The organism is Enterobacter chengduensis (assembly GCF_001984825.2).
GTDB classification, from domain to species: Bacteria; Pseudomonadota; Gammaproteobacteria; order Enterobacterales; family Enterobacteriaceae; genus Enterobacter; species Enterobacter chengduensis.
Genome location: NZ_CP043318.1, coordinates 1,885,296 through 1,900,707, shown reverse-complemented (window position 1 = coordinate 1,900,707; position 15,412 = coordinate 1,885,296). Strand labels below are relative to the sequence as shown.

Below are 15,412 nucleotides of genomic sequence, written 5' to 3'. Positions count from 1 at the left end.
GTATAGGGCGCGTGAATACTGGAAGTTATAGTCAATCCAGACAAATTGCACCGTCCAGCTGTGTTGAACCAGATTGTTATACGTAAAACATAGCTGACGATTTACTCGGGGAACACTGATGTCGAACATACAATTGAGGAATGTCACCAAGCGCTTTGGCGACACCGTCACCTTACACAACGTGAATCTGGAAATTGAAGACGGTGAATTTGCCGTTTTTGTCGGCCCTTCCGGCTGCGGGAAATCGACCATGCTGCGCATGATTGCGGGGCTGGAGGAGATTAGCGAAGGTGAAGTCTTAATCGGTAATGAGGTGATGAATGACGTCGCCCCTTCACGCCGGGGCGTGGCGATGGTCTTTCAATCCTACGCGCTCTATCCACACATGACGGTCGCCGAAAACATGGGCTACGGTCTGAAGGTGAACAAAGTGCCGAAAGAGCAGATCCGCCATCAGGTGGAGATGGTGGCAAAAACGCTGCAGCTCTCCCACCTGCTGGACCGTAAGCCGAAACAACTCTCCGGCGGGCAGCGCCAGCGCGTGGCCATTGGGCGCGCCATCGTGCGCAATCCGCGCGTCTTTATGTTCGATGAACCCCTCTCTAACCTGGACGCTGAACTGCGCGTCGAGATGCGACTGCACCTCGCCCGCCTGCATCAGGAGCTGAAAACCACCATGGTATATGTCACGCATGACCAGATCGAAGCGATGACGCTGGCCGACAAAATTGTGGTCATGAACTATGGCAAGGTTGAGCAGATGGGCGCGCCGATGGATCTCTATTACAAACCGGCAAATAAGTTTGTCGCCGGGTTTATCGGCTCGCCGAAAATGAACTTCCTGCCGGCGACCGTCGAAGCCTGGCAACCGGGCAAGCTCACCGTCAGGTTGTCGCAGCAGAAGTCGCTCACGCTCGCTATAACCACCACGCCGCTGCAGCCGGGAAGCCAGGTGACGCTGGGCATTCGTCCGGAACATTTGTCCACCGACGTCAGGCGCGGCACGCCGCTGGAATTCAACTGTGAAGTCGTGGAGCGTCTGGGGAACAATACGTACCTGTTTGGACAATGCTACGGCCATGACAACGTGAAGATCTTACTGCCGGGCGACGTGATGTTCGCGCCCTGGCAGAAGATAGACGTGGCGTTTGACGACCGTCACTGCATGATCTTTGACGAACAGGACGTGCGGGTGAGCGCGGATATCGAAGATGCAGTACGCTCGGTGGCTTAACGCGCGCCACCGTTAGCCAGCCTTCTCACCGCCTGCCCAAACGCCTCAATCGCCAGGGCAACATCCTCAGCCATCACCGATTCCGCCGGATGGTGGCTGACGCCCCCCCTGCAGCGCACAAACAGCATGCCCACCGGCCAGCGTTCCGCCAGGGCGATGGTGTCATGCCCGGCGCCGCTCGGCAGAGATACTGAGCGCCCCTGCACCGATTCCACGGCGTTCCCCAGCAGATGCTGCAAACGCGCATCGCACGGCGTGGCGGCGATCCGGTAAAACGCCTCCGCGCTGAAGCTTAGCCCGCGACGCGCGGCAATCGCCTGCGCCTGCGCCAGCAGTTCATCGAGCAGCGCGTCAAGCGGTGCCTCCTGCGGACCGCGAATATCCAGCGTGAGCGTAACCTCACCGGGGATCACGTTGACCGCGCCGGGCAGGCAGCGCAGCTCGCCGACCGTCGCCACCCGGTTGCCGCCCCGCTGTCGGGTGGTGTTTTCGATCAGCACCATCCACTCGGCGGCGGCGGCCAGCGCGTCCTTGCGATGGTTCATCGGCACGGTGCCCGCGTGCCCGGCCTCGCCGGTGAAGCGGCAGTTCAGACGACGCGCGCCGTTAATGGCTTCCACCACGCCCAGCGCCAGCCCTTCCTGCTCCAGGCACGGCCCCTGTTCGATATGCAGTTCCAGACAGGCGCTGAAATCGTCCTGACGACGTGCCGCGAGCGCCACGCGGGCGGGATCGAGCCCCGCCTGCACCATCGCCTGCGCCACGCTGATGCCACTGGCATCGCGCGTCTCCAGCCAGCCCTGCGGCCAGGTGCCCGTCAGCCCCCGGCTGCCCAACAGCGTAATGCCGAAGCGGGTGCCCTCTTCGTCACCAAAGCCGACAATCTCGATGGCCTGCGCCAGATGGAGACCCTGCTGGTGCAGGCCGTCTACCACTTCGATGGCGGTGAGTACCCCGAGCATGCCGTCATAGCGCCCGGCGTTGCGCACGGTATCCAGATGCGAGCCGAGCAGCACCGCCTGCGCCCCTTCCCGCGCGCCTTCGTAGCGTCCACAGATATTGCCCACGCTGTCCTGCCAGACGGTCATGCCCGCCTGGCGCATCCACTCCCCGACCAGCTGGTTGGCCTGCAGATGCTGCGTGGAAAGATAGACCCGCGTCAGCGCATCCGGGGTTTCGCTAATGGCGGCCAGCGCGTCGGCGCGCGCCATCACCCGCTCTGCCGCCGGGCTCATTGCGGCGTCTCGCGGCGATAGTGGTCCCACGCGGCCTGCATGGCGGCCCCCTGCGTGGTGGTGAATTTCAGGTAGTTCAGCACCGACTCCAGCGCGCTCAGGGTGGTCATCACGCAGTCCTTGCGCGCGTTATAGCCCATGGTGCCGATGCGCCACACTTTGCCGTGCAGCGGGCCAAACGAGGTGCCGATTTCAATCCCGAAATCCTCCAGCATCAGCTTGCGCACCTCGTCGCCGTTGACGCCCTGAGGAATAACCACGCCCAGCACGTTGTTCATCTTGTGCTTCAGATCGCCGAAGGTCTCCAGCCCCATCGCCTGAATGCCCTTCAGCAGCGCATCGCCGTGCAGCCTGTGGCGGGCAATGCCGTTATCCAGCCCTTCCTGCAGGATCAGCCGCGCGCATTCCCGAGCGCCGAACAGCGCGGTGGTGGCTTCGGTGTGGTGGTTTAGCCGCTCCGGTCCCCAGTAGTCCATCACCATGCCGAGATCGAAATAGTTGGAGTAGATCATCTCCTCGTCGCCGTCGCGGTGGGCGTCGGTGCGTATGCCTTCCTCAACGCACCTGCGGCGGCGGATCGCCTCCTCCATGCGCGCGCTCAGGGTGATCGGCGACGTGCCCGACGGGCCGCCGAGGCACTTCTGCATCCCGGCCGAGACGGCGTCCAGCCCCCAGGCGTCGGTCTCCAGCGCGTTACCGCCGAGCGACGCGGTGGCGTCGGTGTAAAACAGCACGTCGTAGCGGCGGCAGATGGCGCCGAGCTCCGCAAGCGGCTGCAGCATGGTGGTGGAGGTATCGCCCTGCACGGTCAGCAGCAGGCGCGGACGGATACGTTTGATCGCATCCTCGACCTGGTCCGGGGTAAACACCTCCCCCCACGGCACCTCGATGGTATGGACCTCCGCCCGGCAGCGGCGGGCAATCTCGCACAGCAGGTGGCCGAAGCGGCCAAAGACCGGCACCAGCACCTTATCGCCCGGGCGAATGGCGGAGACCAGAATGGCCTCAATCCCTGCGCGGGAGGTGCCGTCCACCAGCATCGTCCAGCGGTTTTCGGTGCGGAACACGCCGCGATAGAGCGCCATCACCTCGTTCATGTAGTGGGTCATGGCCGGATCGTACTGGCCGATCAGCTGGCTCGACATGGCGCGCAGCACGCGCGGGTCGGCGTTGATTGGCCCCGGGCCCATAAGCAGGCGCTGGGGCGGGTTGATTTGCGGAAAGCGTGCGATATCCATCGTTAAGTCCTTATCAGTTAAGGCCGCGCACGGAGGAGATGAACTGCTTCAGTTCCGTGGTCTGCGGGTTGGCGAACAGCGTTTTGCTGTCGCCCTGCTCCCAGACTTTCCCCTGGTGCATAAACACCACGCGGTCGCCCACTTCGCGGGCAAAATTCATTTCATGGGTAACAAGTATCAGCGTCATCCCCTCTGCCGCCAGCTGCTCCAGCACCTTGAGCACTTCGCCCACCAGCTCCGGATCGAGCGCGGAGGTGATCTCGTCGCAGAGCAACACTTTCGGCGACATCGCCAGCGCGCGGGCGATCGCCACGCGCTGCTGCTGGCCGCCGGAGAGGCTCGAGGGGTAGTAATCCAGACGATCGCCAAGGCCAACCTTCTCCAGCATCTGCTGCGCCAGCGCCCGGCATTCGGCGGCGCTTTTCTTCAGCACCCGACGCGGGGCAAGCATCACGTTTTCCAGCGCCGTCATGTGCGGGAACAGATTAAAGCTCTGGAACACCATCCCGACCGAGCGGCTGATTTCGCGCGCCTGGGAGTCCCGGTCGGTAATGGTCATGCCGCCAAGCTTGATGCTGCCGTCCTGGTAGCCTTCCAGGCCGTTAATGCAGCGCAGCAGCGTGCTTTTGCCCGATCCGCTGCGCCCGATGATGGAGATCACCTGGCCCATGTCGATATCCAGATCGACACCCTTGAGCACGTGGTTATCGCCGTAGTACTTCTGCACCTGATTAATGGTGATAAGAGGCATTGAATTTCGTCTCCAGATAGCGGCTGTAGCGCGACAGCGGATAACACAGAATAAAGTAGCCCAGCGCCACCAGCGCAAAGACCTTAAACGGCTGATACGTCACGTTGGTCAGCATGGTCCCGGCCTTGGTCAGCTCGATAAAGCCGATAATGGACGCCAGCGCGGTGCCTTTAATCACCTGCACGGCAAAGCCGACCGTCGGGGCGATACCGATGCGCAGCGCCTGCGGGGCGACCACGCGAAACAGGGTCTGGCCGAAGGTCAGCCCCAGACAGCGCGAGGCCTCCCACTGCCCCTTCGGCAGGGCGCGAATGCTGCCGTTCCAGATATCGAGCAGAAACGCGCTGGTGTAAAACGTCAGCGCCAGCGAGGCGGCGGTCCACGGCGAAACGTCGATGCCGAACAGCGCCACGCCGAAGAAGGCCAGGAACAGCTGCATCAGCAGCGGCGTGCCCTGAAACAGCTCGATATAGCCGCGGATGATGCGCTTCACCGTGCGCCCGCCGGTCAGGCGCAGCAGCAGGAGCGGCAGCGTCACCGCCGCCCCGCCGACAAACGCCACCAGTGACAGCAGCACCGTCCAGCGTCCGGCCAGCAGCAGGTTGCGAATAATGTCCCAGTCGGTAAAGGTGGTCATCATGCCTGCACCCCCAGCCATTTACGTCCTGCCGCCATCATCAGCTGGCGCAGGGTAATCGACAGCGCTAAGTAAATCCCGGTTGTCACCAGATAGACCTCAAAGCTCAAAAACGTTCTGGACTGGATCAGGTTGGCGGCGAAGGTCAGCTCTTCATACGAGACCTGCGACACCACCGACGAGCCGAGCATCACGATGATGCACTGGCTCACCAGCGCCGGGTAAATTCGCTGCAGCGCGGGCGGCAGCACCACGCGGATAAAGGTCTGCAGGCGGCTCAGCCCCAGCACGCGTCCGGCTTCCCACTGCCCTTTCGGCGTCACCTGAATGCCCGCGCGGATAATCTCCGTGCTGTAGGCGCCCAGGTTCACCACCATCGCCAGCAGCGCCGCTTCCCCCGCCGTCATCTTCAGGCCCAGATTCGGCAGGCCGAAGACGATGAAAAATAGCTGCACCACAAACGGCGTGTTGCGGATAATCTCCACGTAACCGCCCCAGATCCGGCTGTACCAGGTCGTGCGTCCGCTGCGGATCGCCGCCCCGAAAATCCCTGTCGCCAGCCCGCCGACGGTCGCCATCACCGTCAGCTGAACGGTGACCCACAGCCCCGCCAGCAGCTCCGGCCAGTGCGGCCAGAGGGCTGAAAAATCAAGTTGCTCCGTCATCGGCTCAGGCGCCAAGGTTTGCCGGCAGCGGGGCCTTCAGCCATTGCTCGGACAGGCCGTTCAGCGTGCCGTCCTTAATGCCCTGCTCAATCAGAGCGTCCACTTTTGCCTTCAGGGCCGGTTCGTTTTTCTTCAGGCCGATAAAGCACGGCGAATCTTTCAGCATAAAGCTCGGCACCGGGGCTTTATCCGCGTTCTGCCGCGAAATAGCCGCCACCACCAGGTTGCCGGTTGCCACGTACTGCACCTGCCCGGAGAGGTATGCAGAGAGCGTGGTGTTGTTGTCTTCGTAGCGCTTCACGTTCGCGTCTTTTGGCGCCAGGCCGGTGAGTACCATGTCCTCTACCGCCCCGCGCGTCACGCCGATGGTTTTGCCGCTCAGCGCGGCGGCATCCTTCAGCTCGGCCCCTTTGGGACCAAACACGCCGAGGAAGAACGGCGCGTAGGCGCGGCTGAAGTCGATTACCTTCTCGCGCTCCGGGTTTTTCCCGAGGCTGGAGATGACCAGATCCACCTTATCGGTTTGCAGGTACGGCACGCGGTTGGCGCTGGTCACCGGCACCAGCTGCAGCCTGAGCTTCATCTGCTTAGCCAGATAGCGCGCCATGTCGATGTCATAGCCCTGCGGCTGCAGGTCGGTCCCCACCGAGCCAAACGGCGGGAAGTCCTGCGGAACGGCAATGCGAATGGTGCCGCGCTTCTCGATATCCTGAAGCTGGTCAGCCTTTGCCGGCAGCTGTGTGAAGAGGCCTGCGGCCCCGACCAGTGCAATCAACAGTTTTTTCATGGTGCTTCCCCGTAACGTTAACATGAAACAAAAGATTCTTTGAATGTAATTTTGCAACTAATGTGCCAGGTGAGGCGACGCGGGGAAATTTCTTATAAAGCCTTAAATAAGGCGGTCGGGGCGAAAATATTCTCCATTTTCGCCCCGACCTTCTGCACCATTTCAATGCAAAGCACCAGACTGATGCCCCATTATCGCTGTTCGAGCTCGTCCAGCTGCTGGTAGAGGGAGGCAATGTCGTGAATGCGCGGACGGCCTTTATCGAGAACGTCATGCAGGAAAGCGTTCGCCAGCAGGTTAATCAGACTGTTGACCGAGGAATAGCTGTCATAGGCGGAGACGCTGTCCAGCGGGGCGCAGAGCTGCCAGCTGGCCAGCGGAAACAGGCTGTGGGCCTGCGGCTCGCACATCAGCAGTACCGGAATGCCGCAACGCTGAAGCTGCTGCATCAGCGGGCGAATGATGCGCGGACGGCGGCGAAACGCCATCATGACCACCATATCGTCCGGCGTTAAATCGACCAGCTCTTCGCTCAGGCTCTGCCCCGGCTGCGGCAGGACCAGCACCTGACCGCGCGCCTGCAGCAGCTGCTGGCGCAGGTGCAGCGCCGCCGGATAGGCGTTACGCATGCCGATAATGACGATGCGCCGCGCCTTCACCATGCAGGCCATGGCGTCGGCAAACTGCTGCGCGTCGAGGGCATTGACCCACTGGGTCAGGTTCGCCATCTCCTGCTTGTAGTGGCGCGCCAGCAGCGTATTGCCCTGCACCGCGTCGCGATTATCGGTGAGCGGCATCCCGCTCTGGCGCAGGGTGCGCAGCTCGTCGCGCATGTCCTTATATTTCTCATAGCCCAGACGCTTAAACAGGCGGCTGACCGTGGCTTTCGACACCCCGCTCAGCTGCGCCAGCTCGGCGCTGTTGTAGCTAATCAGATCGTCAAAATGGTCGAAAATAAAATCCGCGACCCGCTGCTCCTGCGGCGACAGTGACGGGTACTGTGCTTTCAGACGTTCATCCAGTTGTTCCATAGCGCCTCTGTAACTTTTGTTTCATCACATTTTGCTTTTCATTCTACCTTTCATTATACGTGCCAGTTTACTGAAACTTTTTTTTCAGATCTGGAACAGCTTTTGCAGCACCTTGTGCCTTTCAGGATTACGAGGATGCTTCATGCAAAGTAATGTCTCCACGCACGGCATGGCCGTTGCGCCCCACCATCTTGCCAGCCAGAGCGCGCTGGCGGTGCTGCGAGAAGGCGGCAGCGCGATAGAGGCGATGGTCGCCGCGGCGGCCACTATCGCCGTGGTTTACCCGCACATGAACGGGCTGGGCGGCGATGGCTTCTGGCTCATCGTCCCCCCGCAGGGCGAACCGATCGCCATTGACGCCAGCGGCGCGGCGGGATCGCGCGCGACGCTCGCCGCCTACGACGGGCTGGCGCATATTCCCCATCGCGGCCCGCAGGCGGCCCTGACCGTCGCCGGCACCGTGAGCGGCTGGGACGAGGCGCTGAAGGTCTCCCGCGAGATGACCGGCAAGGCGCTGCCGCTCTCCCGCCTGCTGGCCGACGCCATCGATTACGCGCAGAACGGCACGCCGGTCACAGCCTCTCAGGCCAACGCCACGGCCAGTAAATTTGACGAGCTGAAGGACGTTCCCGGCTTCGCGGAAACCTGGCTGGTGGACGGCAGGCCGCCAGAGGCCGGCAGCCGTTTTTATCAACCGGCCATGGCGTCCACGCTTAAGCGCCTGGCGGAAGACGGCCTGGACAGCTTTTATCGCGGCCCGCTGGCGGAGGTGCTGGCGCAGGGGATGGAGACGCTGGGCCTGCCGGTCACGCTGGCCGATTTACGCGCCCACGCCGCCCGGCGCACCGCGCCGCTGAAACTGCAGCATCAGCAGGGAGAAATTTATAACCACGCCCCGCCGACGCAGGGGCTGGTTTCGCTGGCGATACTCGGCATTACCGATCGCCTGAACATGGCGGAGGCCGACGACGCCGACACCCTTCACCGCATCGTGGAAGCCACCAAGCTGGCCTTTGGCCTGCGCGATGCCCACATCACCGACCCGCGCGCGCTGAAAACCGATATTCAAAGCCTGCTGGATCCCGCCGCCCTGCAGGCGCTTGCCGACAGGGTTGACGACGGTCGCGCCGCGCCGTGGGGAATCGGTAAAGGCCCCGGCGACACGGTGTGGATGGGGGTAGTGGACAGCAGCGGGCTTGCCGTATCGTTTATCCAGAGCATTTATCACGAGTTCGGCAGCGGCGTGGTGCTGCCCGACACCGGCATCGTCTGGCAGAACCGGGGGGCCTCGTTCAGCCTCGATCCCGATCATCTTCTGGCCCTCGCGCCGGGCAAGCAGCCCTTCCACACCCTGAACCCGGCGGCGGCGCGCCTTAAGGACGGGCGCGTGATGGTCTACGGCTCGATGGGCGGCGACGGGCAGCCGCAAACCCAGGCCGCGCTCTTTACCCGCTACGTGGTCCAGGGCGTGCCCCTGCAGGAGAGCATTTCCCGCCCGCGCTGGCTCCTGGGGCGCACCTGGGGACAAACCTCGGACACCTTAAAGCTTGAAGGGCGTTTTTCATCCGGGACCGTCGCGCGCCTGCAGGCCCTCGGTCACGAGGTGGAAATGTTCCCTGACTTTAGTGAAGCGATGGGCCACGCGGGCGCGATTGTCCGTCACCCCAACGGGCTGCTGGAAGGCGCATTTGACCCGCGCAGCAACGGCGCGGCCGCCGGATTTTGAGGAGACAACAATGACCACACACCAACCCGACTGGCAGGCGTATCTTGCGCAAATGGAGTCCGTGCTCGGCGTGACGCTGGACGACGCCCGCCGCGCCGAGCTGCTGGTGCAGTTCAGCCGCATTGCCAGCATGGCCGTCCCGCTGATGGCGCTGCCGCTCGACGACCGCCTGGAGATCGCAGGAGTATATAAAGCATGACGCTACACGAGATGAGTATCAGCGACATTCAGCAGGCGCTGAGCGCGGGCGAGCTAAGCGCGCATGAGATCGCCCGCCAGACGCTGGAGGCGATTGCGCGCGTTAACCCGCAAATCGGCGCATGGACCGCCGTGACGGAAGCGCGCATGCTCGCCGAGGCCGAGAGCATCGACACCCTGCGCCGCGAGAAGCGTCCCCTGCCGCCGCTGGCGGGCGTGCCCTACGCGGTAAAAAACCTGTTCGACGTTGCGGGCCACACCACCCTCGCCGGGGCCGAGCTGTTCAGCCAGCGCCCTGCCGCCGCCGCTGACGGCTTCGCGGTGCGCCAGCTGCGCAGCGCGGGGGGGCTGCTGACCGGGATGGTCAATATGGACGCCTACGCCTACGGCTTTACTACCGAGAACAGCCACTACGGCACGACGCGCAACCCGCACGATCTGGCGCGCATCGCGGGCGGGTCGTCCGGCGGTTCAGCCGCCGCGGTGGCCGCCGGGCTGGTGCACTTTTCGCTCGGCACCGACACCAACGGCTCGATTCGCGTTCCGGCCTCCCTGTGCGGCATCTATGGCCTGAAGCCCACCTTTGGCCGCCTGTCGCGTTCCGGCAGCCATCCGTTTGTCCCGAGCCTGGATCATATCGGCCCCTTCGCCCGCCGCGTGTGCGATCTTGCATCGGTGTATGACGCGCTGCAGGGGCGGGACAGCAGCGACGCGTTTCAGGCCGAGAGCTCGCGCGAGCAGACGCGCCCCCTGCTTGACCGCGGGCTTGACGGCCTGCGCTGCGCGGTGCTCGGCGGCTACTTCACCACCTGGTGCGACGCGGACGCCCGAGACGCCGTGGCGCGGGTGGCGAAGGCGCTCGACGTGCAGGACGAGCTGCAGTTCCCGGACGCCGAACTCGCGCGCGCGGCGGCGTTTATCATCAGCGCCTCCGAAGGGGGGAATCAGTACCTGCCCGCGCTTCGTCGCGAGCCGGAGCGTTTCGAACCCCATTCCCGCGAACGGCTGCTGGCAGGGGCGATGCTCCCCTCCGCCTGGTACATTCAGGCCCAGCGGTTTCGCGCGCACGCCCGGCAGGCGTTTAAAACCCTGTTCGCCCAGGCCGACGTGCTGATCGCCCCGGCCACCCCGCGCGGCGCTACGCTCGCGGGTGAGCAGACCATGGAGATTAACGGCCAACTGCTGCCCATTCGCGCCAGCATGGGCATGCTCACCCAGCCGATTTCGTTCCTGGGCCTGCCGGTGACCACCGTTCCGCTGCGCACCGCTCAGGGTATGCCGATAGGCCTGCAGCTGATAGCGGAGCCGTTTAACGAGCAGGCCTGCCTGCGCGTCGCGCGCGTGCTGGAAGAGCGCGGCATCACCGATGCCCGCCCGGCGGAGGTGGCCGCATGATGAATCACGACGACATTAACCTGCCGTGGGTAGTTGCCGAGGTGACCGCCGCGTTTTACCGCTACGAAGACGCGCTGGTGAGCAACAACGTTGCGGTGCTGGACGAGCTGTTCTGGCACGACAAAAACACGGTGCGGCTGGGGGCGGGTGAAAACCTGTACGGCATTGATGAAATCCGCGCCTTCCGTGCGGCGCGCCCCGCCGCCGGGCTGCAGCGGACGCTGCGCCACACCGTCATCACCACCTTCGGGGAGGATTACGCAGTGTGCAGCACCGAGTTTACCCGCGAGGGGACGGAACGCATTGGCCGCCAGCAGCAGACGTGGGTGCGGTTTGCCGACGGATGGCGGATCGTGGCGGCTCAGGTGAGTTTGATGGTGTAGCACCGCCGGGAATACGAGATTCCGTAGGCCGGGTAAGGCGCAGCCGCCACCCGGCAAAATACGGCTCAATTACTTCTGAAACGGATGCACCTCCCGCCAGCGATCGGCAATCTGCTGGCGGGTACAGATCCACACCCGCTCGTGCTGCTGCACGTAATCCAGGAACCGCTGCAGCGCGCGAAAACGCCCCGGCCGCCCCAGCAGGCGGCAGTGCATGCCGATGGACATCATTTTCGGCGCGCTTTCCCCCTCTTCGTACAGCACGTCAAAACTGTCCTTGAGATAGGTATAGAACTGCTCGGCGGTGTTAAACCCCTGCGCGGTGGCGAAGCGCATGTCGTTCGCATCCAGCGTATACGGCACGATCAGGTGTGGTTTGCGGGTACCGTCGCTGCAGGCCACTTCCGTCCAGAAAGGCAGGTCGTCGCCATAGTAGTCGCTGTCGTAGTCGAAGCCGCCGTGCTCCACCACCAGCTGGCGCGTGTTGGGGCTGTCGCGCCCGGTGTACCAGCCCGTTGGCGGCTTGCCGAACAGGTCGGTCAGCACCTGCACCGCTTTATGCAGATGCTCACGCTCCTGGGCGATGTCCATATGCTGATAGTGGATCCAGCGCCAGCCGTGGCTGACCACGTCGTAATCCGCGGCTTTGATCGCCTCAACGATCTCCGGGTGGCGCGCCAGCGCCATCGCCACGCCGAAGACCGTCAGCGGCAGGCCGCGTTTTTGAAATTCACTGTGGATCCGCCAGAACCCGGCGCGGCTGCCATACTCGTAGAGCGAGTCCATCGACATGTGCCTGTCCGGGTAGCTGGCCGCACCGATGATGTCCGACAGGAACTGCTCGGATCCGGCATCGCCGTGCAGAACGTGGTTTTCCGCCCCCTCTTCGTAATTGAGCACAAACTGCACGGCGATGCGCGCCTGATTCGGCCACCGCGCGTGCGGCGGGCTGCCCGCGTAGCCGCGCAGATCCCGCGGGTAATCCTGTTCAAAAAGCCCCATTGCCACCCCCAAAAATTAAAATGGATTCAGTGCCTGAAATTGTCCGCTTAACGCTTTTTTCTCAGGGAACGCCAGATCCCCATGCTTGCTGGTCGACAGCCCTAGCGCCGCCAGCGACTCCACCATCTTCACCGCCGCGCTGACGCCGTCGATCACCGGCACGCGCAGCTCGCGGGTCAGCTCCTGCGCCAGCGTCGCCATGCCGCCGCAGCCCAGCACGATGGCGCCGCAGCCGTCCTCTTTCAGCGCCTGTATACAGCGCGCGCGCACCTTTTCCTGCGCCAGACCGCTGCCGTCTTCCAGCGCCAGCACCGGGAGATCGATGGCGTGCAGCGCCGCGCACCGGTCGTGAAAGCCATACTGGTGCAGCAGATGGCGGGCAATAATCAGCGTGCGCGGCAGCGTGGTGACCACCGAAAAGCGCGTCGCCACCAGCGTCGCCATATGCATGGCGGCTTCGGCGATGCCGATAACCGGCCCCTGCGCCAGCTCGCGCGCCGCCAGCAGGCCCGGATCGCCAAAGCAGGCGATGACGTGACCGTCCACGCCCTGCTCTCTGCCGAGCTTGACCTGTTCGAGAACCCCCACGGCGGCGATAGCTTCATCAAAGTGTCCCTCGATAGACGGCACGCCCGCGCTGGGGCTGACGGCGAGGATCTCCGTTCCCGGTGCCGCGACCGCGCGGGCCGCCGCGCCGATGGTTTCCGTCATCGCGAGGCTGGTGTTGGGGTTGATCACTTGTATACGGACGGACATTACGACTCCTTGTGGCCGGCAAACAGCCGGGCAAAATCAGGCAGACACTCGCCCGCCCGCTCAAAGCAAAGGCTGGCAACGATATGTTCAAAATGGTGCATTAAGGCATCGCTTAGCGGCTGGAGCGCCTTCTGGCGCAGCAGATCCACCAGCTGTTCGTGGTCGTTGCAGCGGCAGCCCTGCCGCCAGGGCGCGCCCCAGGTGGCAATCACCAGCGACGAGCGCTGGCTCAGGCCAGTGACCATCTCGGTGAGCACCTGATTGCCGGAGATGGCCTGCAGCTGAATGTGGAAACTGGCGGAGTGGCGGATCGCCGCCGGGCCGTCGTACGCCTCGTGCGCCTGCTGCTCCTGGCGAATAATGGCCTCCAGCGCGGCAAGGTGCGGCGGCTGGCAGTGGGCCAGCACGTCCGGCAGGTTGGCGACCTCCAGCAGGGCGCGGGTGCGGAAGATGTGCCGCGCCTCTTCTACCGTCGGGCTGGCGACGTGTGCACCACGCCTGGGCGATAAGGTGACCATTTGCACTGCGGCGAGTCGCTGCAGCACCTTGCGGATGCCCGTGCGGCTGACGCCAAAGACCTCGGCCAGCGCCTCTTCCGGCAATTTGCTCCCCGGCAGCAGCTGATGTTCGACTATCGCGGTCATCAGCGCCTGAAAGATCGATTCATCTTTATCATGCAGGTCTGGCGCGGTCTGCAGGGCATTTATATTGTTCATTCACCACTCCGTCTTTTACTCTTCGTTATCGAATCGTATACATAAAAATAAAATATTGCATACAAGATTTATTATTTTGGCCTGGATCCTGCAACACCGTCTGCACGCCCACTCAAGGGGTTTTCATTCACAGGAGCAGGTTTCATGCCAAATAGTCAAAACGCGCAGCAGGGTACGGCCGCTGATTCCGGTGCGGTTTACAGCCCACGTCTTTGCAATGAGGATCTGGCACCCACGCGTGACCAGAACTGGAGCTGGTACAACATCTTTTCATTCTGGATGTCGGACGTGCACAGCATGGGGGGGTATGTTGTCGCCGCGAGCTTCTTCACGCTCGGGCTGGCAAGCTGGCAGGTGCTGCTCTGCCTGCTGGTGGGGATTTGCATCGTGCAGCTGTGCGCCAACCTGGTGGCAAAACCGAGCCAGATGGCGGGCGTGCCCTATGCGGTGATCAGCCGTCAGGCGTTCGGCGTCTTCGGGGCGAACATTCCGGCGGTGATCCGCGGGCTTATCGCCTTTGCGTGGTACGGCATCCAGACCTACCTGGCCGCCAACGCCCTGATGCTGGTGGCGCTGAAGTTCTGGCCGTCACTCTCTTCGCTCACCGCCGGCGCGTTCCTCGGCCTGTCGCATCTGGGCTGGATCTGCTTCGCCATCATGTGGGTATTGCAGGCGATGGTTTTCTGGCACGGGATGAGCGCCATCAAGCGCTTCATTGATATCGCCGGTCCGGCGGTCTACGTGGTGATGCTGGCCCTTGCGGGCTGGATTGTATACAAGACCGGTTTTGACGGCATCTCCTTTACCCTCGCCAGCAAATCCCTGACCGCGGGCGAGCAAACCTGGCAGATGATCACCGCGACCGCGCTGGTGGTCTCCTACTTCTCCGGCCCGCTGCTCAACTTTGGCGACTTCTCCCGCTACGGCAAAAGCATGGGGGAGATCCGCCGCGGCAACCGCTGGGGACTGCCGTTTAACTTTCTGCTGTTCTCCATCGTCACGGTGGTGATTGTCTCCGGCACGCAGTCGCTGTTTGGCCGCATGATCACCGACCCGATTGAAACCGTCAGCCGTGTGGGTAACGATCTGGCCGTGGCGATTGGCCTGCTGACGATGATCACCGCCACCATCGGGATTAACATTGTGGCGAACTTCGTCTCACCGGCCTTTGATTTCTCTAACTGCTCGCCGCAGAAAATTAGCTTCCGCACCGGGGGGATGATTGCCGCCGTCGGCTCAATCCTGCTCACCCCGTGGAACCTGTTCAACTCGCCGGAGCTTATCCACTACACCCTGGACGTGCTCGGGGCGTTTATCGGCCCGCTGTTCGGCATACTGATTGCCGATTTCTACCTGATTAAACGCGGCAAGGTGTCGGTTGACGACCTGTTCGACGACACACCAAAGGGCAAATACTGGTATCGCAACGGCTTTAACCCGAAAGCCATCGGCGCGCTGATCCCCTCCGTTGCCGTGGGCCTGGTCATTAGCTTTATCCCGGCCCTGCATGAGGTGGCAAACTTCAGCTGGTTCATCGGCGTCTTCCTCGGCGGCGTGACCTACCGCTGGCTGGCGCGGGAAGATCGCGAGACGGCAGGCGCGACCACCTTCAGCTCCCGCGTGGCAACGCAAAAAGAGTAACCCTTCCCTCCCCTTCT

Annotated in this window: 15 protein-coding genes and 1 pseudogene; 6 read left to right on the top strand and 10 right to left on the bottom strand. The window is 63.0% G+C overall.

Annotated features, from left to right (window positions below; translation table 11 throughout):
• Nucleotides 1-118: 118 nt before the first annotated feature.
• Nucleotides 119-1,234: an ABC transporter ATP-binding protein gene (locus FY206_RS09285; RefSeq protein ID WP_045890413.1), complete on the top strand. Its 1,116-nt coding sequence runs from the start codon at nucleotides 119-121 to the stop codon at nucleotides 1,232-1,234.
• Here FY206_RS09285 and hpxK read toward each other — a convergent pair.
• The 7 genes from hpxK to hpxU all read right to left on the bottom strand — a co-directional run bounded on the left by hpxK (nucleotide 1,231) and on the right by hpxU (nucleotide 7,578).
• Entirely contained in the window at nucleotides 1,231-2,469 is a 1,239-nt protein-coding gene (gene hpxK, locus FY206_RS09280) for an allantoate amidohydrolase (protein WP_032639418.1), read from the bottom strand. The genes FY206_RS09285 and hpxK overlap by 4 nt on opposite strands.
• Nucleotides 2,466-3,707 (bottom strand): pyridoxal-phosphate-dependent aminotransferase family protein, encoded by a 1,242-nt coding sequence (locus tag FY206_RS09275; RefSeq protein WP_032639416.1) that lies wholly within the window; start codon nucleotides 3,705-3,707, stop codon nucleotides 2,466-2,468. The genes hpxK and FY206_RS09275 overlap by 4 nt, the downstream gene beginning before the upstream one ends.
• Nucleotides 3,708-3,720: 13 nt before the next feature.
• Nucleotides 3,721-4,458 carry an amino acid ABC transporter ATP-binding protein gene (locus FY206_RS09270; RefSeq protein WP_023327069.1) on the bottom strand — a complete coding sequence of 246 codons (738 nt, stop codon included), beginning with the start codon at nucleotides 4,456-4,458 and terminating at the stop codon, nucleotides 3,721-3,723.
• A complete protein-coding gene (locus tag FY206_RS09265; protein WP_072001198.1) occupies nucleotides 4,439-5,095 on the bottom strand; it encodes an amino acid ABC transporter permease in 657 nt (218 codons plus the stop codon). The genes FY206_RS09270 and FY206_RS09265 overlap by 20 nt, the downstream gene beginning before the upstream one ends.
• On the bottom strand, nucleotides 5,095-5,760 hold the full coding sequence (locus tag FY206_RS09260) for an amino acid ABC transporter permease (protein WP_032642519.1): 666 nt from the start codon (nucleotides 5,758-5,760) through the stop codon (nucleotides 5,095-5,097). Before FY206_RS09260 ends, FY206_RS09265 begins: the two co-directional genes overlap by 1 nt.
• 4 nt (nucleotides 5,761-5,764) lie before the next feature.
• Nucleotides 5,765-6,547 carry a transporter substrate-binding domain-containing protein gene (locus tag FY206_RS09255; RefSeq protein WP_032639412.1) on the bottom strand — a complete coding sequence of 261 codons (783 nt, stop codon included), beginning with the start codon at nucleotides 6,545-6,547 and terminating at the stop codon, nucleotides 5,765-5,767.
• Between the two features lie 191 nt (nucleotides 6,548-6,738).
• A complete protein-coding gene (gene hpxU, locus FY206_RS09250; protein ID WP_032639409.1) occupies nucleotides 6,739-7,578 on the bottom strand; it encodes a MurR/RpiR family transcriptional regulator HpxU in 840 nt (279 codons plus the stop codon).
• A gap of 142 nt (nucleotides 7,579-7,720) precedes the next feature.
• Between hpxU and hpxW the strand changes: the two genes are divergently transcribed.
• Genes hpxW through hpxZ form a run of 4 tightly spaced genes read left to right on the top strand, consistent with a single transcriptional unit; the run spans nucleotide 7,721 to nucleotide 11,280 of the window.
• A complete protein-coding gene (gene hpxW / locus FY206_RS09245) occupies nucleotides 7,721-9,304 on the top strand; it encodes an oxamate amidohydrolase (protein WP_032639407.1) in 1,584 nt (527 codons plus the stop codon).
• A 10-nt stretch (nucleotides 9,305-9,314) separates the two neighbouring features.
• Nucleotides 9,315-9,503 (top strand): oxalurate catabolism protein HpxX, encoded by a 189-nt coding sequence (gene hpxX / locus FY206_RS09240; RefSeq protein ID WP_032639405.1) that lies wholly within the window; start codon nucleotides 9,315-9,317, stop codon nucleotides 9,501-9,503.
• On the top strand, nucleotides 9,500-10,897 hold the full coding sequence (locus FY206_RS09235; protein WP_032639403.1) for an AtzE family amidohydrolase: 1,398 nt from the start codon (nucleotides 9,500-9,502) through the stop codon (nucleotides 10,895-10,897). The genes hpxX and FY206_RS09235 overlap by 4 nt, the downstream gene beginning before the upstream one ends.
• A complete protein-coding gene (gene hpxZ, locus FY206_RS09230; RefSeq protein ID WP_032639401.1) occupies nucleotides 10,894-11,280 on the top strand; it encodes an oxalurate catabolism protein HpxZ in 387 nt (128 codons plus the stop codon). Before FY206_RS09235 ends, hpxZ begins: the two co-directional genes overlap by 4 nt.
• A gap of 69 nt (nucleotides 11,281-11,349) precedes the next feature.
• Here hpxZ and puuE read toward each other — a convergent pair whose 3' ends face one another.
• The 3 genes and pseudogenes from puuE to FY206_RS09215 form a co-directional block, all read right to left on the bottom strand.
• Nucleotides 11,350-12,249: an allantoinase PuuE gene (puuE, locus tag FY206_RS09225; protein ID WP_229267783.1), complete on the bottom strand. Its 900-nt coding sequence runs from the start codon at nucleotides 12,247-12,249 to the stop codon at nucleotides 11,350-11,352.
• Nucleotides 12,170-13,038: pseudogene (locus tag FY206_RS09220) on the bottom strand (aspartate/glutamate racemase family protein); the annotation flags it as partial. The gene puuE and the pseudogene FY206_RS09220, both read right to left, overlap by 80 nt.
• Nucleotides 13,038-13,754, bottom strand: a complete 717-nt coding sequence (locus FY206_RS09215) for a GntR family transcriptional regulator (protein ID WP_032639395.1) — start codon at nucleotides 13,752-13,754, stop codon at nucleotides 13,038-13,040. The pseudogene FY206_RS09220 and the gene FY206_RS09215, both read right to left, overlap by 1 nt.
• A gap of 144 nt (nucleotides 13,755-13,898) precedes the next feature.
• Here FY206_RS09215 and FY206_RS09210 point away from each other — a divergent pair, with 144 nt between their 5' ends.
• Nucleotides 13,899-15,395 (top strand): NCS1 family nucleobase:cation symporter-1, encoded by a 1,497-nt coding sequence (locus tag FY206_RS09210; protein WP_032639394.1) that lies wholly within the window; start codon nucleotides 13,899-13,901, stop codon nucleotides 15,393-15,395.
• Nucleotides 15,396-15,412 lie beyond the last annotated feature (17 nt).